The 20,729-nt window shown below is 73.6% G+C and carries 21 protein-coding genes; 10 read left to right on the top strand and 11 right to left on the bottom strand.

The window, feature by feature from the left end:
• Positions 1 to 41: 41 nt before the first annotated feature.
• A complete protein-coding gene (locus IW245_RS05300) occupies positions 42 to 764 on the top strand; it encodes a TetR/AcrR family transcriptional regulator (protein ID WP_197002075.1) in 723 nt (240 codons plus the stop codon).
• Here the strand turns inward: IW245_RS05300 and IW245_RS05305 are convergent.
• On the bottom strand, positions 736 to 1,908 hold the full coding sequence (locus IW245_RS05305) for an alanine--tRNA ligase-related protein (protein WP_197002076.1): 1,173 nt from the start codon (positions 1,906 to 1,908) through the stop codon (positions 736 to 738). The two genes, IW245_RS05300 and IW245_RS05305, sit on opposite strands and share 29 nt — an antisense overlap.
• A gap of 344 nt (positions 1,909 to 2,252) precedes the next feature.
• Here IW245_RS05305 and IW245_RS05310 point away from each other — a divergent pair, with 344 nt between their 5' ends.
• Positions 2,253 to 2,894: a hypothetical protein gene (locus IW245_RS05310; protein ID WP_197002077.1), complete on the top strand. Its 642-nt coding sequence runs from the start codon at positions 2,253 to 2,255 to the stop codon at positions 2,892 to 2,894.
• A gap of 205 nt (positions 2,895 to 3,099) precedes the next feature.
• On the opposite strand, the gene IW245_RS05315 is transcribed toward IW245_RS05310, so the two are convergent.
• A complete protein-coding gene (locus IW245_RS05315) occupies positions 3,100 to 3,441 on the bottom strand; it encodes a hypothetical protein (protein ID WP_197002078.1) in 342 nt (113 codons plus the stop codon).
• 84 nt (positions 3,442 to 3,525) lie between these two features.
• Between IW245_RS05315 and IW245_RS05320 the strand changes: the two genes are divergently transcribed.
• Positions 3,526 to 4,503: a LysR family transcriptional regulator gene (locus IW245_RS05320; RefSeq protein WP_197002079.1), complete on the top strand. Its 978-nt coding sequence runs from the start codon at positions 3,526 to 3,528 to the stop codon at positions 4,501 to 4,503.
• A gap of 52 nt (positions 4,504 to 4,555) precedes the next feature.
• Here IW245_RS05320 and IW245_RS05325 read toward each other — a convergent pair whose 3' ends face one another.
• Positions 4,556 to 6,118 (bottom strand): putative Ig domain-containing protein, encoded by a 1,563-nt coding sequence (locus IW245_RS05325; protein WP_197002080.1) that lies wholly within the window; start codon positions 6,116 to 6,118, stop codon positions 4,556 to 4,558.
• A gap of 110 nt (positions 6,119 to 6,228) precedes the next feature.
• Entirely contained in the window at positions 6,229 to 7,158 is a 930-nt protein-coding gene (locus tag IW245_RS05330) for a helix-turn-helix transcriptional regulator (RefSeq protein WP_197002081.1), read from the bottom strand.
• Between the two features lie 106 nt (positions 7,159 to 7,264).
• Between IW245_RS05330 and IW245_RS05335 the strand changes: the two genes are divergently transcribed.
• A complete protein-coding gene (locus IW245_RS05335; protein WP_197002082.1) occupies positions 7,265 to 8,683 on the top strand; it encodes an amidase in 1,419 nt (472 codons plus the stop codon).
• A gap of 48 nt (positions 8,684 to 8,731) precedes the next feature.
• Here IW245_RS05335 and IW245_RS05340 read toward each other — a convergent pair whose 3' ends face one another.
• A complete protein-coding gene (locus IW245_RS05340) occupies positions 8,732 to 8,899 on the bottom strand; it encodes a hypothetical protein (RefSeq protein ID WP_197002083.1) in 168 nt (55 codons plus the stop codon).
• A gap of 227 nt (positions 8,900 to 9,126) precedes the next feature.
• Here IW245_RS05340 and IW245_RS42060 point away from each other — a divergent pair, with 227 nt between their 5' ends.
• Together IW245_RS42060 and IW245_RS05350 are read left to right on the top strand one after the other, a co-directional pair.
• The gene (locus tag IW245_RS42060) at positions 9,127 to 10,479 is read left to right on the top strand and encodes a M23 family metallopeptidase (protein ID WP_197002084.1); all 1,353 of its coding nucleotides are present in this window, start codon (positions 9,127 to 9,129) and stop codon (positions 10,477 to 10,479) included.
• Entirely contained in the window at positions 10,479 to 11,168 is a 690-nt protein-coding gene (locus IW245_RS05350; RefSeq protein WP_197002085.1) for an MgtC/SapB family protein, read from the top strand. The genes IW245_RS42060 and IW245_RS05350 overlap by 1 nt, the downstream gene beginning before the upstream one ends.
• 119 nt (positions 11,169 to 11,287) lie before the next feature.
• Here the strand turns inward: IW245_RS05350 and IW245_RS05355 are convergent, their stop codons facing one another.
• The 4 genes from IW245_RS05355 to IW245_RS05370 all read right to left on the bottom strand — a co-directional run bounded on the left by IW245_RS05355 (position 11,288) and on the right by IW245_RS05370 (position 14,511).
• Entirely contained in the window at positions 11,288 to 11,707 is a 420-nt protein-coding gene (locus IW245_RS05355; RefSeq protein WP_197002086.1) for a VOC family protein, read from the bottom strand.
• Positions 11,686 to 13,131, bottom strand: coding sequence for a sensor histidine kinase (locus tag IW245_RS42065; protein WP_197002087.1), 1,446 nt, complete (start codon positions 13,129 to 13,131; stop codon positions 11,686 to 11,688). The genes IW245_RS05355 and IW245_RS42065 overlap by 22 nt, the downstream gene beginning before the upstream one ends.
• Positions 13,132 to 13,207: 76 nt before the next feature.
• A complete protein-coding gene (locus IW245_RS05365; protein WP_197002088.1) occupies positions 13,208 to 13,858 on the bottom strand; it encodes a response regulator in 651 nt (216 codons plus the stop codon).
• A gap of 323 nt (positions 13,859 to 14,181) precedes the next feature.
• Positions 14,182 to 14,511: a DHCW motif cupin fold protein gene (locus IW245_RS05370; RefSeq protein ID WP_197002089.1), complete on the bottom strand. Its 330-nt coding sequence runs from the start codon at positions 14,509 to 14,511 to the stop codon at positions 14,182 to 14,184.
• Between the two features lie 34 nt (positions 14,512 to 14,545).
• Between IW245_RS05370 and pth2 the strand changes: the two genes are divergently transcribed.
• Both pth2 and IW245_RS05380 read left to right on the top strand, forming a co-directional pair.
• The gene (gene pth2, locus IW245_RS05375) at positions 14,546 to 14,893 is read left to right on the top strand and encodes a peptidyl-tRNA hydrolase Pth2 (RefSeq protein WP_233472657.1); all 348 of its coding nucleotides are present in this window, start codon (positions 14,546 to 14,548) and stop codon (positions 14,891 to 14,893) included.
• Between the two features lie 459 nt (positions 14,894 to 15,352).
• Entirely contained in the window at positions 15,353 to 17,317 is a 1,965-nt protein-coding gene (locus tag IW245_RS05380) for a M4 family metallopeptidase (RefSeq protein ID WP_233472647.1), read from the top strand.
• Between the two features lie 138 nt (positions 17,318 to 17,455).
• Here IW245_RS05380 and IW245_RS05385 read toward each other — a convergent pair whose 3' ends face one another.
• On the bottom strand, positions 17,456 to 17,851 hold the full coding sequence (locus IW245_RS05385) for a CoA-binding protein (RefSeq protein WP_197002090.1): 396 nt from the start codon (positions 17,849 to 17,851) through the stop codon (positions 17,456 to 17,458).
• Between the two features lie 106 nt (positions 17,852 to 17,957).
• Complete coding sequence (locus IW245_RS41480) at positions 17,958 to 18,206, bottom strand: DUF3040 domain-containing protein (protein ID WP_197002091.1); 249 nt, start codon at positions 18,204 to 18,206, stop codon at positions 17,958 to 17,960.
• 120 nt (positions 18,207 to 18,326) lie between these two features.
• On the opposite strand from IW245_RS41480, the gene IW245_RS05395 reads away from it, so the two are divergent.
• Complete coding sequence (locus IW245_RS05395; protein ID WP_197002092.1) at positions 18,327 to 18,647, top strand: NIPSNAP family protein; 321 nt, start codon at positions 18,327 to 18,329, stop codon at positions 18,645 to 18,647.
• An 89-nt stretch (positions 18,648 to 18,736) separates the two neighbouring features.
• Positions 18,737 to 20,695: an extracellular solute-binding protein gene (locus tag IW245_RS05400; protein ID WP_197002093.1), complete on the top strand. Its 1,959-nt coding sequence runs from the start codon at positions 18,737 to 18,739 to the stop codon at positions 20,693 to 20,695.
• The last annotated feature ends 34 nt before the right edge of the window (positions 20,696 to 20,729 follow it).

Here is a 20,729-nt window from a genome sequence, read left to right on the forward strand (position 1 = left end):
CGCGTTTGGGAACACTGTACCCGCACATTACGATGGGCGCCATGGCCGAAGAGGGAACAGTCGTGTGGAACCGCGAACGGCGCGCGCCCCGCCGGCAGTCGCTCGACGTCGACCGGATCGTGGCCGCCTCCGTGGCTCTCGCCGACGCCGAGGGCCTCGACGCCTTGTCGATGCGCCGGGTCGCCGCTGACCTGGGCACGGGCACCACCTCGCTGTACCGGCACGTCGCAGGCCGCGACGAACTCGTCGACCTGATGACCGACGCCGTCCAGGGCGAGGCGCCCCCGGTGGCCCTCACCGGGGACTGGCGTTCCGACCTGCGTGCCGTCGCGCACCGCCAGCGGGCCGCGCTGCTGTGCCACCCCTGGCTCGGCCCGGTCATGGCCACCCGCCCGGCCCTCGGCCCGAACTCCCTGCGCCAGATGGACACGGCACTCGGCGCCGCCGGGGCGCTGACCGACGACATCACACTCGCCTCCGACGTCATGGCGGTCGTCGTCGACTACGTGGTCGGCGCCGTGTCCCGCGAACTCGCCGAACTCCAGGCCCGGCGGCGCACCGGCATCACCGAGCAGGAGTGGCGGGCCAGCGTCGGCCCGTACATCCGGCAGGTGGTCGCCAGCGGTGAGTACCCGAGGTTCGCGCGCCGGGTGGTCGAGGCCGCCGACCACACGGCGGAGGAGCTGTTCGCCTTCGGCCTGTCCTGCGTCCTGGACGGCATCGCCGCCCGCGTCGCTAGCTCCCCTCCGACAGCAGGCCCGTGACCAGCTCGCGGGGCAGGCCGTGGGTGTCGTGCAGGTAGCGGTAGTCCTCCTCGCGCAGCGGCCCGCGTGAGCGCCGCCGGTCCACGATCGGCCGGCCCCGGCGGACCAGGTTCCGGAACCGGCGCTCCTCGTCCCCGAACACCCCGTGCACCTGCTCCACCCCGATGTCCTGCCCGAAGTGGTCGAGGGTGTGCTCGAGCAGCTCGCCGGGCAGGTCGGACAGCGTCCGTGACCCGTCGTGCCGCCACAGCCGGGTGAGGACCCGGCGGACGAGCCGGCGGAGCACGTACCCGGGGCCGGTGTTGGAGGGGCGGACCCCGTCGCCGAGGACGACGATCCCGGAGCGCAGGTGGTCGCAGACGATCCGCAGCGACTCCCCGTCGAGGTCCCACAGCCCCGGGACGTGCCGCAGCCACGGCTCGAACCCGTCGGTGCCGTACACGGAGGAGTGGCCGCCGAGCACGGTCACCATCCGTTCCAGGCCCATGCCCGTGTCGACGTTGCGCTGCTCGAGGGGTTCGAGGCTGCCGTCGGAGTGCCGGCGGTAGCGCATCATCACGTGGTTCCACACCTCCACCCAGCGCGGATCGCCGGTCGGGGTGCCGCTCGGCTCGCCGTCGCCGGTCCACACGAAGATCTCCGAGTCGGGCCCGCACGGCCCCGTCGGCCCGTTGGACCACCAGTTGTCCTCGCGGGTCAGCTCCACGGGCAGGCCCAGCCCGGTCCACGTGTCGAGGGACTCCAGGTCCGGCCCGACCCGCTCGTCGCCGCCGAACACGGTGACGTGCAGCCGGCCGGGATCGACGCCGAAGCCGTCGACGAGCAGGTCGTGGCCCCAGCGCAGGCTCGTCGGGCCGTCGTAGTCGCCGAGGGACCAGGAGCCGAGCATCTCGAAGACCGTCAGGTGGGTGTCGTCGCCGACCTCGTCCAGGTCGGTGGTGCGCAGGCACCGTTGCAGGTTGACGAGCCGTCGGCCGCCGGGATGCCGGCGACCCTCCAGGTACGGCGTCAGCGGATGCATCCCCGACGTCGTGAACAGCACCGGGTCGCCCGGTGGCGGGAGCAGGGAGCTGCCGGTGAGGCGGTGGTGGCCGCGCTCACGGTAGTACGTGATGAAGGTGTCGATGGTTGTCCGGGTGTCCATGGCGGTGGCCTTTCGGGGCATGGCGACCGAAAGGGACCGGCCAGGCGGCCGTGAACAGGTCAGGGGCACACCGGCGAACCGCTTCCGGTCGCCGGGTGGGATGGGTCAGGCAGCGACGACCGAGGAGCTGATAGCTCGCGCGGCTGCGGTGACTGAACTCTTCATCCCCCGACTCTACCCAGCCGCCGGCCCGGCGGCCGAGTGATTTCCGTTCCGCCGGGAGGCCGCCCTCAGCAGGGCCGACCGGGGGCGTCGGGGATTCGCACCGCGCGATGCGCCTGCCGCGGAACGGAATCTGCGCGTGTGTCGTCTCAGGACGGACGACACGCGGAGGAGGCCCGGCGATGCGGCGACGGACAGTGGTGACGGGGGCCTGCGCGGCCCTGACGGTCGGGGGACTCGTCCTCGCCGGCCTGTGGTGGGCCCGACCGGACCCGAGGATCGAGTATCCCGCCGACGCCGCGGACCGCCCGCCCGCCGTCGTGGTCGTCGACACCACGGCGCTGGCCATGCCGGCCTGCCCGTCCACCGGCCCCGCCGCGGCGCCCGCCGCCCCCGGCCGCCCCGGCGTCGACAAGCTCGTGGAGTGGGGCGCCGCGCGCCTCGTCCGCTGCGCCTACGCCCCGGGGGAGCAGGTCCTGGACCGGATCGACCTGGTCGACGACCCGGCGGAGGTCACCGCGGCCGTCCGGGTGCTGCGCCGGATGATCACGGCGGAGCAGTTCGCCGGGTACTTCGACCAGGACACCATGGTGCACAACCTCGCGGCGTTCCCAACATTTCGGTACCTGTTCCAATTTCCCGACGGTCACGTGACCGAGGTGGACGAGCGCGACGGGTACCACCGCGACGGGCTGCTCCGGCTGCGCTGGTCGGTCCGGGGCAGCTCGGTGGAGCCGCTGGCCGTGCCGGGCCGGCGCGGCTGCGGACCCCGCCAGGCCCGGCCGTGCGGGGTGAGCGGCACGTCGGCGACCCTGCCCGACTGACGCCGCCGGGGCCCGCTGGGGCTGCCCGGGCCGCGAGGGCTGTCCGGGCCGAGTCTGTGGGCTGCCCGCGCCGCGCCCGAGGCTGCCCGCGCCGCGCCGCACCGGCAGGGCCGGGGTGCCGGCACGACGACGGCCGGGAGTCGTCGCCGCTCAGGCCGAGGGTGCGACAACTTCCCGGCAGGCGTCGCCGCCCGGACCGGAGGGGTCAGTCCAGGACGTACAGGGTCCAGCGGGTCGGGGACGTGCCGCGCAGCTCGTACTCCGAGCCGGGGCGCAGGGTCACCCGGCCGTGGGGGGCGAGGGGGAGCGCGCCGACGGGCAGCCCGGCGCGGCGCAGCCGGTACGCCCGGCCCGGCGTGAACCACGAGCCACCGGTCACGGCCCAGTCCACCCCGTCGTGGGCGATCCGGTAGGTGTCGCCGGGGGTCATCCAGTACACGAATGCCCCGCCACCATCCAGACGCAGACAACTGATCCGGAACCGATCGGCGGCGCTCAACGTGGCGAGCGTGCCGAGGGCGGTGGCGGTGAGTTGGCCGAGGGACATGGTGAGCCTCCTATGTAATGACTAGGTCAGGGTGCCACTTCCCCTACGTTCTGTGATATCCCGATCGGGTATAACGTTGATCTTATGGAGCTGGATCTTCGGCACCTTCGGGTGTTGTGCCAGGTCGCGGAGTCGGGAAGCGTCTCGCGGGCCGCTGTCGCGCTGGGGGTTTCCCAGCCCGCGCTCACCGCCAAACTGGGCCGGATCGAAACGGCCCTGGGGGGCAGACTCTTCGAGCGCGGGCCACAGGGTGTGGAACCCACAGCACTCGGGCATTTCGTGCTGAGGCGGGCGCGGGGCATCCTGTCGGAGATGGGCGAGCTGGTCGCCGGCGGCCGGACGGAGAACGTCGGCGCGCTGCGGTTCGGGGCCCTGCGCAGTAGCTTCATCGGCGCCCTCCTGGGCCGGCTCCAGCAAGACCTCCCCGCCCGCGACGTCAGCACCCGGGTCGACTCCTCCGGGGTCGTCGTCGCCCAACTGCTCGCCAACGACCTGGTCGACGTCGTGGTGATCGGCGCGCACAAGAGCCACCTGCCGCCGTGCCCGCCCGGCGTCGTCGAGCGGGTGATCGTCGACCCCGAGCCGCTGTACGTGGTCCTGGCCGCCGAGCACCGGATGGCCTGCCTCGACATGATCGACCTGGCCGACCTCGCCAAGGACTGGTGGATCGGGCCGCCCGGCGGGGACGACGGCAGCCTGGCGGTGTTCCGCGAGGCGTGCGAGAGGGCAGGGTTCACCCCCCGGCTGCGGTACACGAACCTGGAGGCCACCGACGCCGAGCAGCTGGTGGCCACGGGGCAGGGCGCGATGATGTGCGTGCCGACGTACCCGGGGCGGCGCGAGGTGGTGGTGCTGCCCCTCGCCGGCCAGCCGATCCTGGGGCACCGGGTGCTCCGCTGGCGGCCGGAGGCGGTGTCGGCCGCCGAGGTGGACGTGATCCACCAGGCGACGATCGACGTGTACGTCGACGCGGTCCGCCGCAACACGGCCACGCTCCCGTGGTGGGACCGGCATCCGGAGACCCACCCGGTGCTGTGGGCCCCGGTCCCGGCCGGCGTGTGACGAACGGGAACGGGGCGGGCACCCGCAGGTGTCCGCCCCGCCCGGGGTTCGACTAGCTGAGCGTGAGCGCGGCGTCGTCGATGACGAAGGACGTCTGGAGGGAGGAGTCCTCCACGCCGGTGAACTTGATGGTCACGGTCTGGCCGGCGAGGGACGACACGTCAAAGGTGCGCAGGACGTATCCGGCGGCGGCGTTGACGTTGCTGTACGTGGCCAGGGTGGTCGAGCCAGCCTGCACGGTGAGCTTGTCGTAGACGGTGCTACCGGTCTCGCCGGTGTCGATGTGCAGGTAGAAGCTCAGGGTGGCGTGACAGCCGGCCTGGATGGCCACGGACTGCGACAGGGTGTCGGTGTGGCTGCTGCCGTACCCGTTGAGCCACGCCTTGTAGGAGCCGGCGTGCGCGGGTTCGCTGGTGCCGTTGTCGATCACGCCGGAGGACGCGGTCCACGACGCGGCACCCGACTCGAAGCCCGGGTTGAGCAGCTTCTGGCCGGTGCACGTGCCGCCGGGCGAGGTGACCGTCCAGGTGAAGGTCGTGGAGCCGGTCGCGTTGGTGGTGTCCTTCGCGGTGACGGTCACGGTGGCGGTCTGGACCGTGGTCGGCGTGCCGGAGATCAGGCCGGTGCTGGCGTTGATCGACAGGCCGGCTGGCAGGCCGGTGGCCGAGTACGTCAGCGTCTGGCCCGGGGCGGAGTCCGACGCGGAGATCTGCACGCTCGCGGCCGTGCCGGTGACGGAGGACTGGTTGCCCGGGTTGGTCACCGTGACGGTGTTGCCCGGGGTGCTGGCGCCGGTGAGCAGGCAGCCGGCGACCGTCAGGTCGAGCATGCGCGAGGAGTTGACGCAGGTGCTGAACCAGTACACCTGCTGGCCGTAGCTCTGGCCCTGGGTCCAGGTCACGTTGCCGGCCGCGTCGACCTCGCACGGGTTGTTCAGCGTGCAGCGCGCGCCGTCGTCGTTACCGGTGTTGTTGACCCCGACGACGGTCCGGCTGGAGTCCAGGATCGGCGAGCCGGAGGTGCCGTGCGTGGTGTTGCAGCCGGTGTTGTAGCGGATGGAGTCCTTCCACGTCCAGGCGTCCTCCTTCAGCTGGTACACGAAGCCGTTGATGTTGCAGGTCCAGGTCTGCTTCCAGTACCCCGACGGGATCGTCATCGCGATCCCGTCGGCCGGGTGGCTGGCGGCGATCGTCATCGGCGAGACGCCGAAGCTGCTCTGGACCTGGGCGATGGTCTGGTTCAACCGGTACAGCGAGACGTCGGTTCCGGTCATCGTCGCGTAGATCAGCAGGTCGGCCCGGACGGTGCCGAGCGAGCCGCCCGAGTCGTTGAGCAGCGTGCCCGAGCGGGTGCTGGCCTTGTTCTGCAGGACGACGCCCGCGCCGGGCATTCCGCCCTCGTAGCAGTGCCCGTTCGTCAGCATCATCGCCCGGTCGGTGCTCGCCGAGGTCGGGAATTTGACCAGGGACGCCGAGCAGTTGTCCAGCGCGATGGTGGCGTTGAGCCCGGTGGCCTGGATGCTCGGGGCGGCGGCCGTCGCCGGGGCGGCGCTCCCGGCGACCACGGCCGCGGCGAGCAGGACCGCACCGAGACCGGTGACGAGTCGTTTGCGCATGGAAACTCCATGTGTTGAGGGGTGACAGTGGACCGCCGCCCGTCGTGCAATAGGCAGCCGTCGATGGCACTGTACTAGTTAATGAGCGTTCAGGGTGCTCGTCTGACACGTCACCCGCCGAGCGCGGCGGCGAGTTCGTCGCGACCGTGGACCCCCGTCTTGCGGTATATGGCCTTCAGATGGTCGTGCACCGTGTACAGCGACAGGTCCAGCCGTCGGGCGATCCCCTTGGCCGGCAACCCGTCGAGCACGTGGCCGAGGACGGCGTTCTCCCTGGCGGTGACGCCGTACCAGGCGACGACGGCCGGCAGCAGCACCCGGCCGGACGCCGGCTGGACCGTGACCGCCACCTCGTCCGGCGCGCCGCCGTCGAGGAGCTGGGCGTGCAGCGCCGTCCAGCCGTGCGCGGCCGGGATCCGGCTGAGCGCGACCCCGGTGCCCCGCCGCGCCGTGTACACGACGTTCCACAGCGTGCCGAACAGGTCCTCGTCGGTCCGCGCGTCGGGCACCAGCGCCCGCAGTGCCGCCCGGGCGGTGGGGGTCGCCCGCACCGTGTCGTCGGCCCCGACGAACACCACGGCCGGCCCGGGCCCGCCGCGACCGGGTGCCAGGGGCCGACCGGCCACGAACCCGCGCAGGGCACGGGCCAGCCCGCCGGCCAGGGCCCCCGCCCGGGTCGCCTCGGCGGCGGAGAACGGCCGGCCGCCCCAGCCGCGCAGCAGCACCAGCTCGCCCCAGGTCACCCCGCCGTGCCGGGCCGCGATCCGCAGCGCGCCACCGAAGCCCTCAGCGGCCATCAGGCGGTGCAGGTCCGCGCTGTACCGGGGCGGCACCCCGGCCCCCAATGCCAGCACCGGAGGGGCGACGCCGGGCTCCTCGATCTCCAGCCACTGGCGCGCCCGGGCGCTGTACGCGCGCTCGTGGGCGACGAAGCAGCCCGCGCCGGTGACGGGGTCGAGCCCGAGGAGCAGGTACCCGTCGTGCGGGATGACCCGGCCCACCCGGTCGGACAGCTCCGCCCCCAGCTCCGCGACGCTCATGGGGCCGAGTGTGCCCCCGCGCCACCCCCGAAGTCTCGGGATTTTCGCCCGGACCCGCCGGACCGAGGATCACCATGGGGAACCGCCCCACGGAGGGAAGGCACCAGTGGAACCGCACGAGTACGCCAGCTACGACGCCCTCGGCCTGCGCGACCTGATCCGGGCCGGCGAGGTGACCGCCGCCGAGGTGGAGGCCGCGGCCCGGGCCGCGCTGGAGACCGTGAACCCGCGGCTCAACGGCCTGGCCCTGCCGCTGTTCGATCCGGCCCTGGCCCACGCCGTGGACGGGCCGCTGGCCGGGGTGCCGTTCCTGGTCAAGGACGGCGGCCCGATGGCGGAGGGCGTGCCGTTCTTCGTCGGCAGCAGGGCGGTGCCCGGCCCGCGCGCGCACCACGACACGGACCTGATGGCCCGGTTCCGCGCGGCGGGGCTGGTCACCCTGGGGCTGACCACGGTCCCGGAGCTGCTGCTCAGCTTCGCCACCGAGTCCGCGCGGTACGGCGTCACCCGCAACCCGTGGGACCCCGCGCGCGGCGCCGGCGGCTCCAGCGGCGGAGCGGCGGCGCTCGTGGCCGCCGGGGCGGTGCCGCTCGCGCACGGCAACGACGGCGCGGGCTCGCTGCGGGTACCGGCCTCGTGCTGCGGGCTCGTCGGGCTCAAACCCAGCCGGGGCCGGGTGCCGTGCGGGCCGGACGCGGGGGAGACGCTGTTCGGGATGTCGGCCGAGTTCGGACTGACCCGGACCGTCCGCGACGCCGCGGCCCTGCTCGACGCGGTTGCCGGCCCTGCCGTCGGCGACCGGTACGCCCTGCCGACCCCGGCCGTCCCGTACGCCGAGGACCTGCGGGCGGACCCGGGGACGCTGCGGGTCGCGGTGACCACGACAGCCTGGTCCGGGGTGGCCGTCGATCCCGAGGTGGCCGCCGTCGCCGAGCGGGTCGGCCGGGTGCTGGAGGGGATGGGACACGTCGTGACCGGTGCCGGCCCCGCCGTGGACTGGGAGGCCGTGATGGCCGCCCACGCCCTGGAAGGCCTCGGCTCCGGAGCGATGATGCTGCTGGCCCCGAGGCGGCCGGATCCGGCCATGATGGAGGCCGTGTCCCGGCGGGTCCTGGCCGACGCGGCCGCGGCGACCGCGCTGGACGTGATGACGGGCCTGGACGCCCAGAACCGGGTGACCCGCGCGGTCGGCATGTTCTTCGCCGGCCAGGACGTCCTCGTCACGCCGACCCTGGGTCAGCCGCCGGCCCCGCACGGCACGCTGCGCTACGACGAGCCCGCCCACACGGTGCGAAGCTGGCTCGACGCGGTGTTCGCGTACGGCCCGTTCACCGGGCTGTTCAACATCACCGGCCAGCCGGCGATCAGCCTGCCGCTCGGGGAGAGCTCCGGCGGACTGCCGATCGGGGTGCAGCTCGTCGCCGGGCCCGGCCGCGAGGACGTCCTGTTCCGGCTCGCGGCCCGACTGGAGGAGGCACTGCCGTGGCGCGACCGGGTGCCGGCCGTCCACGTGGGACGGCGCTGACCGCGCCGAAGCCCGTCGCGGTGTCCCCGCGACGGGCTTCGGAGGGTACTAGAAGCGGAATCCGCTGGTCAGTGCCTTGTCGTGCGCGCGTTGGAACCGGGCCTCGGCGCGCTGGGCCTGGGTGCTGACCGCGTCCGAGCAGCCCTCGCAGAACCGGACCCCGGCGGCGACGGTGGCGGTACGGGCGGCGGACAGGCGGTGGAGAAGCGTGAACATGTGCAAACCCCTTGTTTCGACGTACCTCTAACCTCTGGTGTTGAGACTTCTCTCTAATTAGAGATCCGTCAAGGTATACGTGGCTGCCGTCACAGCACCGGGGCGGGCCGCCGGTCGGCGGGGTGGACGGCGTCTCCCGGCGGGGGCCAGGCGGGGCCGGAGCGGGCGAGACTGCCGGGCGGCGCACGCGGACGTGCGCCGTTCCGCTCATGTCAGGAGGCGGCGACGTGCGACACCTCGCGCTGCTCGCGACCGCGATGCTCACCGGATGGCTCCCGGCCACCCTCCACCAGTCCGGCACCCCCGAACAGGCCGAACACCAGGCCGGTGCCACCGAACAGGCCGAGCGCCGGGCCCCGGGGACCGGTGCCGATCTCGGCGCCGTGGTCGGCGAACACCTTCTCGCCGCCCGGGGCGCACGACACGGCACCCCGCTGGTCGAGATCCGGCGCACGACCGGAGACGCCGGTGGCGCGGAGGCCGGTGCCGGCTGGGCGTTCGGGTCGGCGACCCTGCCGGTACCGGACGGCGTGGACGGCACGCCCGACTCCGCGCTGTTCGTGGCGCACGGCTCCGCTACCCGATGGGAGGTCGGGTTGGAGGGCACCCCGGCCTTCGCCCGCCTCGCCGGCCGGGCGCCCGCGACGGTGCTGCGCCCCGAGGAACGGGCGGTGTTCGCCGCCGGCTCCCCGGCCGGCCCCGTCGACACCGGCCTCGAACTGCCCTGGGCGCGCGGTGACTCCTGGTACATGGGCGGCGGCCCGCACGGTAACGACGGCACCCACCGGCCGTTCAGCTCGGCGGACTTCACCGAGGGCCCCGGCCTCGACGGTCGGGTACTCGCCGCCGGCCCCGGCCTGGTCTACCGCAGCTGCGAGCGCGACGGCGGCGCACTGGTCAAGGTCGTGCACGACAACGGGTACACCACCACCTACTACCACATGCGCGACCTGGGCCCGGCGGCCGACGGGGCGCGGGTCGACGCCGGCGCGTACCTCGGGCACACCGGCACCCAGCTGCCCTGCGGCGGCCAGGCGACCGGGCCGCACGTGCACTTCACCCTGTGGCGGTCGGCGCCCGAGACGGAGCTGCCGCTGGACGGCCGGACGATCGGCGGGTGGACGTTCCACGAGGGACGAAACCCCTACGACGGGTACGCCGAGCGGCGCGGCCTACGGGTCGATCGGACCGGCGGCACCCTGACGAACCACGGCCCGACCCCCGGCACACCTCCCACCACGACGCCGGCCACCCCGCCGGCCACGGTGCCGACGACGCCGCCCACCGTCCCGGGTACCCCGCCCACTGTCCCGGGCACGCCGCCCGCCGTGCCCGGGGTGCCGGCGGAGTCGGGGCTCGTGCGGGTCACGGCCCCCGGGTTCGCGTGGGTGCCGCTGTACCCGTCGGGATTCGTCATGGTCGGGCAGGATGTCCGGGTCGTCTGCGCGACCAGGGGCACCGTCGTCGCCGGGGTCCGGGGCCCCACGGACGTCTGGGTCCGGCTCGACGACACCCGGTGGATCAGCGAGGCGTACCTCGCCGGGACCGCCGTCGACCTCGCCCTGCCGGGGTGCCCGTGATGACGCCGGCCACGTTCGCGCTGGGCCTCGGCACCGGCCTGGCCGCCGGCACCCTGATCGGCGTCGAACGCCAGTGGCGGCAGCGGATGGCGGGGCTGCGCACCCACGCGCTCGTCGCCGCCGGCGCGGCCATGTTCGTCATGCTCTCCGGCGCGTTCGTCGACTCCTCGCCCAGCCGGGTCGCCGCCCAGGTCGTCTCCGGCGTCGGCTTCCTCGGCGCCGGCGTGATCATGCGCGACGGATTCACCGTCACCGGGATCAACACCGCCGCCACCCTGTGGTGCTCGGCGGCCGTCGGCAGCCTGGCCGGCGCCCGCCAGTACGGCTACGCCCTCGCGGCCGGGGCCGCCGTCGTCGCCGTCAACGTGGTGCTCCGCGCCGCCGCCCGCCGGATCGACCGCGAACCCGGCTCCGGGGACGAGGTCGTCACCTCCTGGCGGGTGGAGACCACGCTCGGACCACCCGACGACGGTCACGTCCGCGCCCTGCTGCTCGGCGCGCTGAGAGCCGTCGACGGAGCCCGGCTGCAGGCGGTGGAGACCGTGCGGACGGCCGGCGAGATACGGATCCGCGCCGACCTGACGGGTACGGCGGAGGCCGCCCCGGCGCTCGACGCGGCCCTCGCGGTCCTCGGCGGCGAACCGGCCGTGACGGCGGTGTCCTGGCGCCAGCTCGAGACCCGCCCGTAGCCACCGACGCCCCTGTAGCTCGCCGACCCGTACGTGGCCCGCCGACCCGCACGGCCGGACGGTCAGGCGATGCCGGGCCCGGTGGTGGTGTGCCGATGTGGCGGGTCGGCGGCGTGCCGTCAGAGGACGAGGTTGTCGTCGGAGTCGAAGATCCAGCCGTCCTCGTACAGCACCTCGAACAGGTGGCCGTCCAGGTCGGTGAAGTAGCCGCTGTGCCCCCACGCGTTGGCCCCGGCCGGCCGGGTCACCGTGGCCCCGAGTTCCTCGGTCCTCGCCATGACCCGGTAGACCTCGTCGGCGCTGCGGGCCACGTACGCGAGCGCGAAGCCGGCGAACCCGCCAGCCCCGTGGTCGACGAGCCGGGCGTCGGCGGCGAACGCCTCCCGGGACTGGAACGCGATCGCGACGCCGCCGAGGTCGAACAGCGCGAACTCGTCCGAGCCGGCAGTGGCACGCTTCCAGCCGAGCTCCTGGTAGAACGCCACGGACCGCGCCACGTCGGCCACGCCGAGCAGGATCAGGTTGAGTCGCTGGCGCATGGGTGGTCTCCTGCTCGCGGTACCGGGAGCGTCATCCTGCCACGGTCCGCGAGGGGGAGCACCAGGCGGACGGCGTAGCCACCACCGACGGGTCCCGCCGCAAGCCGGCCGCCGAGCAGGGCCGCCCGCTCCCGCATCCCGAGCAGCCCGTGCCCGCCCCCAGGCAACCTGGGCCCGCCGTCCCCGGGCCGGGGCGGTGGGGTCCCGTTGACCACTTCGGTGCGCAGTTCACCGGCCGTGCGGGACACCGAAACCGTGGTCGCGGTTCCCGGTGCGTGTTTGCGGATGTTGGTCAGGGCCTCCTGCACCGTGCGGTACACGGCGCGTTGCAGTGCCTCGGGCACGGCACCGGTGTCCGGCAGACCCGCGAACACGGCGCCCTCATGTTCGCCGACCAGCGCCGGCAGGTCCGCGAGTCCGGGGTGCCTCCGCCGGTCGGCCACTTCCAGCTCGGGGAACTCCCGGTCACCGGCCAGTTCGAAGGCGTCCCGGCCAGCGCCCACCACCTCGAACCGGGGGACGTTCTCGGGCCGGCTGGTGCCATCCTCGGCTCCATCCTCGGCTCCGGCCTCGGCCCCGGGGGAGGTGGTCGGTGGTCCGGGCGGGCAGGAGCGGAGGATGCCGACCATGTGCCGCAGCTCCTCGAGAGTGAGTGCGGCGCGTCGGCGGATCTCCTCCGCGGCCTGGCGACCGGCGTCGTCGGCGGCCCCGACCCGCCATGCCGCGGCCGTCACCGCGATCAGACTGACCTGGTGCGACACGATGTCGTGCATCTCGCGGGCGAGCCGGGCGCGCTCGGCGGCGAGGACCCGCTGGGTGGTCCACTCCCGCTCGCGGGCCCGGCGTTCGGCGAGTTCCGCGAGGCGGACGACGAGTTCGGCGCGGGTCCGGACGGCCAGGCCGAGGGCTGCGGGTGCGCATGCGGTCAGGACGCCGTAGATCACGGACCGGGCCAGTTCGTCGGGGCGCTGGGTGAGCAGGTCGGCGAGCGGCCAGGGCAGGATCGCGCCGAGGGCGACGACGGCGGTGGCGGCGTACAGCCTCCAGCGCCGGTGTTCGACCGTCGCCACCGCGTACAGGGCGAAGACGGCGGCGAGGACGGCCACGCCGTCGTAAAGGCCGGGGAGTACCAGGAGGAGGGTGGTGCGGGGCCGGCGACGCCGCAGGAGCAGGGCCGCGGCCGACAGCAGCGAGCAGGCGTAGGACGGGTGGCCGGCGGGCGGGGCGGTGAGCTGCACGTCGGCGGCCGCGACCGCGACCAGCGCCACGTCGCCCAGCCTCCGCCGGATCACGGCCCGGACCGGGTCGGAGAACCGGCGCTGCCGGACCCGTCGGGCCGGATCCGCCCACGGGCGGGGGGCCGGGCCCGACGCGGGCCGGGGCGACCAGCGAGGGGTCGGGTCCGGCGATCGGCGACGGATCACGGCCGGTGCCGCACGTCGCGGGTCGGAGCCGGTCGGCGGCCGGGCCTGGCCCGGGTCATGTCGGGCGCTCGGCGGGTCACGCCCCGCCGTGTTCGACGAGCCCCGCCCGGTGTGCGATGCCGGCGGCCTGCACACGGTTGACCGCGCGGAGCTTCACCAGCAGGGCGCTGACGTGGTCCTTGACGGTGCCGGACGCGAGGTACAGCCGGTCGGCGATCTCCGCGTTGGACAGCCCGGTGGCGAGCAGCGCCAGCACGTCGAGCTCCCGGCCGGACAGCTCCGCGACCCGGGCCCGCGCGGTCGGGCACGGCCCTGACCGCAGATACCCGTCGACGACCAGTGTCGCGACCTGCGGGGACAGCACCGTGCCCCCGGCGGCCAGCGCCCGCACGGCGGCGATCAGCTCGGCGGGCTCGGTGTCCTTGAGCAGGAAGCCGGACGCCCCGGACCGCAGCGCCTCGTGCACGTGGGCGTCCATGTCGAACGTCGTCAGCATCGCCACCGCCAGCGGACAGCTCAGGGCGCGCAGCCGGCGGAGCACGGTCAGTCCGTCCACGTCGGGCATCCGGATGTCCACCAGGGCCACCCGGGGCCGGTGCCGCCGGGTCGTCTCCACGGCTTCGGCGCCCGTCGCGGTCAGCACCTCGAAGTCGCCGGCCGACAAGAGGATCGCGCCGAGGCCCGAACGCACCAAAGCCTCGTCGTCGACCACAAGCACTCGCACCACGTGTACCCCCTCAAGACACCCGATCATGCCGAGTCAAGGGGGCCGGGGGCCAGGGTCCGTCATACACAAGAGGTGTGAATCACACCGAACCGGCGGGGCGGCCCCCGCCGCCCAGGGGAAGACACCCATCATTGTGTACACCGGGTAGCCGCGCGGCCACAGATGTCAGGGGAGGCATGAGTGGGTCGCCGCGACGCCTCCCGTCGGCCCCACGGCACCCGGGCGCGGGCCGTGGACCGGAGGCTGACGCCGGTGCCTCGGAGGGGGGACGACCGGAGGAACCCGGGTCGGGCCCCTCCGTAGTCAGATGACGGGTTTGATCTCTAGTCGACGACGAACAGGCGTGCGCCGGTCGTCGTGCTCGACCGGTGCGCCTCGGTGTCGTCTCCCACCTGGTAGCTGCTGCCGGCCTCCAGCGTGACGGTGTCGCCGTTGGCGAGTTCCGTGGTCAGGGTGCCCTCCAGGACGAGCAGGACGTGGCCTTTGTCGCACCAGTGGTCGGCGAGATAGCCGGGGCTGTAGTCGACCATCCGCACCCGCAGGTCGCCGAACCGCCGGGTCCGCCAGGTCGCGGTGCCGGTCGTGCCCGGGTGGTCGGTGGCGGGCACGAGGGCCCAGTCGGTCGTGCCGAACGGCACCGAGTCGATCTTCATGGGGTCACCGTAGCGCGGGGGTAGAGTGCCGGTCGTGGCTCACAAACTCGTCGTCGTCGTGCGCACCGACCTCGCCATGGGCAAGGGCAAGATCGCCGCCCAGGCCGCGCACGCCGCGGTCGGCGCGGTGCTGCGCAATCTCGGCACCCCGGTCCTCGTGGACTGGCTGCGCGACGGCCAGCCGAAGGTCGTGCTGCGGGTGAGCGGCGAGGACCAGTTGGGCGAGGTGTGCGCCGCGGCCGAGGCGGCCGGCCTGCCGGTCGAGGTGATCCACGACGCCGGACGGACCCAGGTGGATCCCGGCACGGCCACGTGCTGCGCCATCGGCCCGGCGCTGATCGCCGACATCGACGCGGTCGCCGGCACCCTGTCGCTGCTCTGACCGCACGCGGCCCCGGGGCCGCCGTGCCGGAGGGCCGTGCCGACCGTGCCGGAGGGCGGCCGGAGGACCGTGCCGGACCGCCCGGGCGTTCCGGCCGTGGGGGCCCTCCCGGGTGCGCCAGGCGGCGCGGCTGGCCCGGTGCGCGCCCACCCGGACTCGGCCGTCCTGGTTCCCAGGCCTCGCGGCGACGGCCTTCCGATCCCCTCGCGTTGTGACACCCCGGGCCCGGTCGGCCTGCCGCGCTCCCGCACGCGTCCACACAGGTTGGTCGGTTGTCCGACCAGTCGGACATCGCTGGTCACGCTCGGTGCCGGCCGGCGCGGAAACGTCGAGAGCGTCGCGACTCTCCGGAGTGGAGGGGCGTCAATGTGTTTCATCAATCTTTACTCAGGTTACAAGCGCTGTTATACATGCCCTCGTGACGCACGTCACGAACCCCTCAGTGAATGGGAGGCTCCGGTGAACAGATCTGTCGCCGCGGTGGGAACCGTGGTCTTGATCGCCGGAATGGCAACAGGGGTCGCATCGCTCGCGAACGCGACGCCCTCGGTACCCAGTCAGAGCACGGCCATCGCGCAGGCCAACGCCGCCCTCGCGGCGCACCGGGACGCGATCCGTGGCGCCGACGGCGACGCGTACGCCGTCAACCGCACGGTCGTCGACAGCAACACGGGCGCGACCCACACCCGCTACACCCGCACCTACAAGGGTCTCGACGTGCTCGGCGGCGACTTCGTCGTGCACAACGCGCCCGGCGGGAGCTTCTCCTCCGCCACGGTCGGGCTGACCGCCCCGCTGCGGATCAGCACCACCGCGGGCATCACGGCGGAGGCGGCCACCAGCGCCGCGGCCACGGTGTTCCAGGGCACCCTCGCCAAGGCCGGGGCCCCGACCCTGGTCGTGGACGCCACCGCCGAGGGCGCGGCCGTCCTCGCGTACGAGGTCACGCTGTCGGGCGTCAAGGCCGACCAGACCCCGAGCGAGCTGCACGTGATCGTCGACGCGAACAGCGGCGCGGTCCGGGGCTCCAGCGACGAGGTCAAGCAGGTCACCGGCACGGGCAAGAGCCTGTACTCGGGCACCGTCTCCATCGACACGACCCCCTCGTACTCGATGGTCGACCCGGTCCGGGGCAACGGCACCACCTGTGACCTGAACAACGGCACCAGCACGTGTACGACGTTCACCGACGCCGACAACACGTGGGGCAGCGGCACCACCGCCGACCGCGCGTCGGCCGGCGTGGACGCCCACTACGGCGCCGCGAAGACGTTCGACTACTTCAAGAACGTGCACGGCCGCAACGGCATCTTCGGCAACGGCACGGGCGTCAAGAGCCGGGTGCACTACGGCAACAACTACGTGAACGCGTTCTGGGACGGCGCCCAGATGACGTACGGCGACGGCAACGGCAAGCCCCTCGTCGCCATCGACGTCGCCGGCCACGAGATGGGCCACGGCATCACGGAGAACATCATCCCGGGCGGCCTGACCTACTCGGGCGAGTCCGGCGGCCTCAACGAGTCGGCGTCAGACATCTGGGGCAACATGGTGGAGTTCTACGCCGCCAGCGCCGCGGACCCGGGTGACTACAACGTCGGCGAGAAGATCGACATCAACGGCAACGGCACCCCGCTGCGCTACATGTACGACCCGAAGAAGGACGGCGCGTCCAAGAACTGCTGGTACAACGGTGTCGGCAACGTGGACGTGCACTACTCCTCGGGCGTCGGCAACCTCGCCTACTTCTTCCTGGCCGAGGGCAGCGGCAACACCGCCTACGGCACCGCCCCGCTGTGCGCGGGCGGCACCACGGTCACCGGTGTCGGCCGGGCCAAGGCCGAGAAGATCTGGTACCGGGCCATGGATGTCTACTTCACCAGCTCCACGAAGTACGTCGCCACCGGCACCAACGACGCGCGTGCCGCGACCCTGTCGGCGGCCACCGACCTGTACGGCCTGTGCTCCGCGGAGTACAAGACCGTCCAGGACGCGTGGAAGGGTGTCGCCGTGACCGGCGAGGACGCCCCGTGCGGCGGTACCCCGACCGCGTCGCCGACCGTCAGCCCGACCGCCGGCACCTGCGGCGCCGTCACCAACGGCACCGACGTCGCGATCCCGGACAACACCACGGTGTCCAGCAGCGTCGTGATCGCCGGCTGCGCCGGCAACGCCTCGGCCACCTCCCAGGTGGAGGTGCACATCGTGCACACCTACATCGGTGACCTGGTCGTCTCCCTGATCGCGCCCGACGGCTCCGCCTACGTCCTGCACAACCGGGCCGGCGGCAGCACGGACAACATCAACCAGACCTACACGGTCAACCTGTCGACCGAGGCCCGCAACGGCACCTGGAAACTCCAGGTCCAGGACGCGGCCGCGCTCGACACCGGCAAGATCGACACCTGGACGCTGACGCTCTAGGTACGCGGACGAGGGGCCGGTCGCCAGTCACCCGGGGCGGCCGGCCCTTCCGTGCGCTCAGGACCGGCCGCGCCGCGTGTCCACAGCCGGGGTCGGGCGGTTCCGGCCCGGATGGTGGGCCGGCCCTTCCGTGTGCGCTCAGGGCCGGGGCCCGTGCGCCCGCCACTCGATGGCCGGGCAGCGGTCCATCACCACGGCGAGACCGGCGGCCCTGGCCCGGGCGGCGGCGGCCTCGTCGATGACGCCCAGCTGCAGCCACACGGCCTTCGCCCCGATCGCGATCGCCTCGTCCACGTGCGCCCCGGCGTCGCTGGAGCGGCGGAAGATGTCGACGACGTCCACCGGCACCGGGATGTCGGCGAGGGTCGGGTAGCCGACCTCGCCGTGCACGGTCGCGCCCGTCGGGTTGACCGGGATCACCTGGCGGCCGTGGTTCATCAGGAAGCGGGCGACGCCGTGGGCCGGCCGGTGCGGGTGGTCGGTCAGGCCGACCACCGCCCATGTCTTCAGCGCGAGAATCTCGGCGATGTCCATCGACCCATTGTGCCCCCGCGCGGGCCGGTGCCCGCCAGGCGTCGGCCCGGTGCCCCGTCGCCCCAGTGCCCCTGCGTCCCCGGAGGCCCGGGCGGCGTGCCCGGGGTCAGACCGGCCACATCACCGCGACGGCGGCGCACACGATCGCCAGCCCCAGCGCGACCAGCAGCGCCCCCTGCGCGCCGAGGACGACGGCGACCACGGGCAGCGTGGCCCACAACAGCAGGAACCCGAGAACCGTGCGGCGCGCCCGCACGCCGGGCGGCCCGAGCCGGCGGGCGAGCACGGGATCGGACCGCTCCAGATCCCGACCGATCTCCCGTAGCCGCCGTTTCTCCTCCCCGGTGAGTCCCACGCTTCGATCAAACCCCTTTTCCGGGTACGCCGGCCACTCCGCCCCCGTCGACCGCGCCCCACCGGACCTCGTCCGCGCGCCTGACAGGGGATGTCAGGGGACCCCGGGCATGCTGGTGCCATGAGCATTCTCGAGATCCGCGTGTACCAGCTGCACCCGGGCGTCCGCCCCGCCTTCGACCAGCTCTTCGCCGACCGGATCCGCCCGCTGTCCGAGGAGTACGGGATCGACGTCGTGCGGGCCGGGCCCTCGCTGGGCGACGACGACTCGTACACCCTGATCCGCTCCTTCGCCTCCCTGGAGGCGCGGACCAAGCAGAAGGACGCCTTCTACGGCGGGCCCGAGTGGCTCGGCGCCCTGGAGGACCGGGTGATGGCGATGATCGTGTCGTTCCAGACGGCCGTGGTCGAGGTGGACTCCGCCGACGACCTGCGCGCCTGACCGCCGGCAGCCCGGGGCCGGCGGGGCCCTGACCTGGGGGTGGTTGAGCGCTCCGCGTCACCTTTGGCCCCGGTGTCTATATTGGCGCCATGCTGACCCTCCCCCTCCTCAGCGCCCCGGACTGGGCTGCCTCCAGCCAGGGCATCGCCGCGGCGGTGTCCACGGTCATCGCACTGGCCTCGCTCGTCCGGCTCCTGTTGCAGCGCAGGGAGGCACGGCTGCTCCGCGAGGAGGGCCGCCGGCTGCGGGACGAGAGCCGCACGTCCGCCCGGCAGCGGGAGGAGGAGCGTGCCCGGACGGCCCGCGAGCAGCTCCAGGCCCAGCAGTCCTTCGAGCTGCGGCTCGAGGAGGAGCGGGCGACGGCCGCGCGGGAGCTGCTCGCGGCCCAGCAGGCGTTCCAGCTCGACATCGAACAGGCCCGCCAGCAGCGCGCCGAGGCCCAGGAGGCCGCCCGGCTGGACCGCGAGCGCGCCGACCGGATCACCCGCGAGGCCGAGGCCCGGCGGGCCAAGCGGCTGGAGCGCGCCCGCCTGGTCGCCGCGAGCTGGGGCAACGACGTGCCCAGCCGCGGCGACGTGACCGACGAGTTCGGCGCGCTGATCCACAACGGCACCGACAGCGTGGTCCGCTACGCGCACGTCACGGTCGAGCACCGCGGGGCCCCGCGCTGGGTCGCCAAGCAGGGCTGGGGGGTGCTCAGCCCGGGCTCGTCCACGAAGTGGGCCGCCCGGAAGGTCTACCGGGTCGCCCACGGTGACCTGCCCGTCGACGAGCCTGGACCGGAGATATGGGAGCGGCCGTCGGCCTACGATGTCGAGGTGACGTTCGTCGACAACGAGGGCTTCTGGCTCAACGGCCGCACCGGGGTCCGCGAGCTGCCGTCGAACCTGGTGCTGTGGTCGGAGGCCACCCGGGCGGCGGCGCTGCGCCGGCACATCGAGGACGGCTTCAGCCCCGACTACGGTGTCCGGGTCAGCTACGTGGAGTTCGCGACGATCGAGGACCTGCAGGTCGGCTTCGACGCGCTGGGCGCCGACCCGGACGCGTCGCCGCGGGAGCGGGTTCCCGACGTCCTCGTCGGTCCGCACGACTGGCTCGGCCGGGTGGTGCACCAGGAGGGCGTGCAGCGGGTCTGGCTCACCGAGTCGCAGCGGCAGAGCTTCCACCCGAAGGCCCTGGCGGCCCTCACCCGGCAGGGCCGGCTGATGGGCATCCCCTACGCGTTCGACAGCGTCGCGCTGATCCGCAACCGGCAGCTCACCGGGCACGGGCCCGGGCCGGCCACGATGGCGGAGCTGTTCGGCGACGGGGAGGCACTGGTCGCGTCGGGCGTCGCGGAGTACCCGTTGGCGCTGCAGGTCGGCGACTCCGGCGATCCCTATCACCTGTGGCCGCTGTTCTCCAGCGTCGGAGGCACGTTCTTCGGGCTGCGCGCGGACGGCCGGTTCGACCCGCCGGAGACCTGGCGGCCCGGTTTCCGGCGCGCGTTCGAGGAGATCGCGGCGCTCGGGGCCGGTGGGCGCGGGGTGCTGCGCCCGGAGGTCGGCCGGCCCGAGGCGCTGGCGATGTTCCTGGCGGGCCGCGCGCCGTACCTGGTGTGCTCCTCGCGGGCACTGACCTCGATCATCGCCGCCGAGATGGACGTCGACGTCGCCCCGGTGCCGCCTCTGGGCGATCTGCCGGCCGTGCCGATGGTGTCGGTCTACGGGTTCTTCATCCACGCCCACGGCGAGAACCGGCGGATCGCCGAGGACCTGGTCACGCACTACCTGGCCAGGACGGACACCGGCGAGCGGCTGGTGGAGATCCAGCCCCGGCCGCCGGTGCAGCTCGACGCGATCCGGCGGGTGGCAGCCAACGACGAGCTGGTGGCGCCGTACATCACGCAGTGCGAGAACGGGCTGGTGATGCCGGCGTACCCGCGGATGCGCGAACTGTGGGACGTCCTCGGCCGGGCCCAGCGCGCCGTGATCGGCGGCGCGGACCCGGCGCCGGTGGCCGAACGGGCCGCCGACGAGGGTTGGGAACTCCTCCGCGACGTGCGCTGAGAGGGGCCGCCACCGACCGGGTGGCGGCCCTTTC

This window comes from Longispora fulva, from assembly GCF_015751905.1.
Taxonomy (GTDB): domain Bacteria; phylum Actinomycetota; class Actinomycetes; order Mycobacteriales; family Micromonosporaceae; genus Longispora; species Longispora fulva.

Excerpts from the sequence above, each read along its gene's own strand:
- IW245_RS05385 (WP_197002090.1), bottom strand. The coding sequence starts at position 17,851 with ATGGACATCGCCGAGATTCTCGCGCTGAAGACATGGGCGGTGGTCGGC.
- IW245_RS05305 (WP_197002076.1), bottom strand. The coding sequence starts at position 1,908 with ATGGACACCCGGACAACCATCGACACCTTCATCACGTACTACCGTGAG.
- IW245_RS05350 (WP_197002085.1), top strand. The coding sequence starts at position 10,479 with ATGACGCCGGCCACGTTCGCGCTGGGCCTCGGCACCGGCCTGGCCGCC.
- IW245_RS05300 (WP_197002075.1), top strand. The coding sequence starts at position 42 with ATGGCCGAAGAGGGAACAGTCGTGTGGAACCGCGAACGGCGCGCGCCC.
- IW245_RS05400 (WP_197002093.1), top strand. The coding sequence starts at position 18,737 with ATGCTGACCCTCCCCCTCCTCAGCGCCCCGGACTGGGCTGCCTCCAGC.
- IW245_RS05325 (WP_197002080.1), bottom strand. The coding sequence starts at position 6,118 with ATGCGCAAACGACTCGTCACCGGTCTCGGTGCGGTCCTGCTCGCCGCG.
- IW245_RS05340 (WP_197002083.1), bottom strand. The coding sequence starts at position 8,899 with ATGTTCACGCTTCTCCACCGCCTGTCCGCCGCCCGTACCGCCACCGTC.
- IW245_RS05315 (WP_197002078.1), bottom strand. The coding sequence starts at position 3,441 with ATGTCCCTCGGCCAACTCACCGCCACCGCCCTCGGCACGCTCGCCACG.
- IW245_RS05370 (WP_197002089.1), bottom strand. The coding sequence starts at position 14,511 with ATGAAGATCGACTCGGTGCCGTTCGGCACGACCGACTGGGCCCTCGTG.
- IW245_RS05395 (WP_197002092.1), top strand. The coding sequence starts at position 18,327 with ATGAGCATTCTCGAGATCCGCGTGTACCAGCTGCACCCGGGCGTCCGC.
- IW245_RS05355 (WP_197002086.1), bottom strand. The coding sequence starts at position 11,707 with ATGCGCCAGCGACTCAACCTGATCCTGCTCGGCGTGGCCGACGTGGCG.
- IW245_RS05330 (WP_197002081.1), bottom strand. The coding sequence starts at position 7,158 with ATGAGCGTCGCGGAGCTGGGGGCGGAGCTGTCCGACCGGGTGGGCCGG.
- IW245_RS05310 (WP_197002077.1), top strand. The coding sequence starts at position 2,253 with ATGCGGCGACGGACAGTGGTGACGGGGGCCTGCGCGGCCCTGACGGTC.
- IW245_RS05320 (WP_197002079.1), top strand. The coding sequence starts at position 3,526 with ATGGAGCTGGATCTTCGGCACCTTCGGGTGTTGTGCCAGGTCGCGGAG.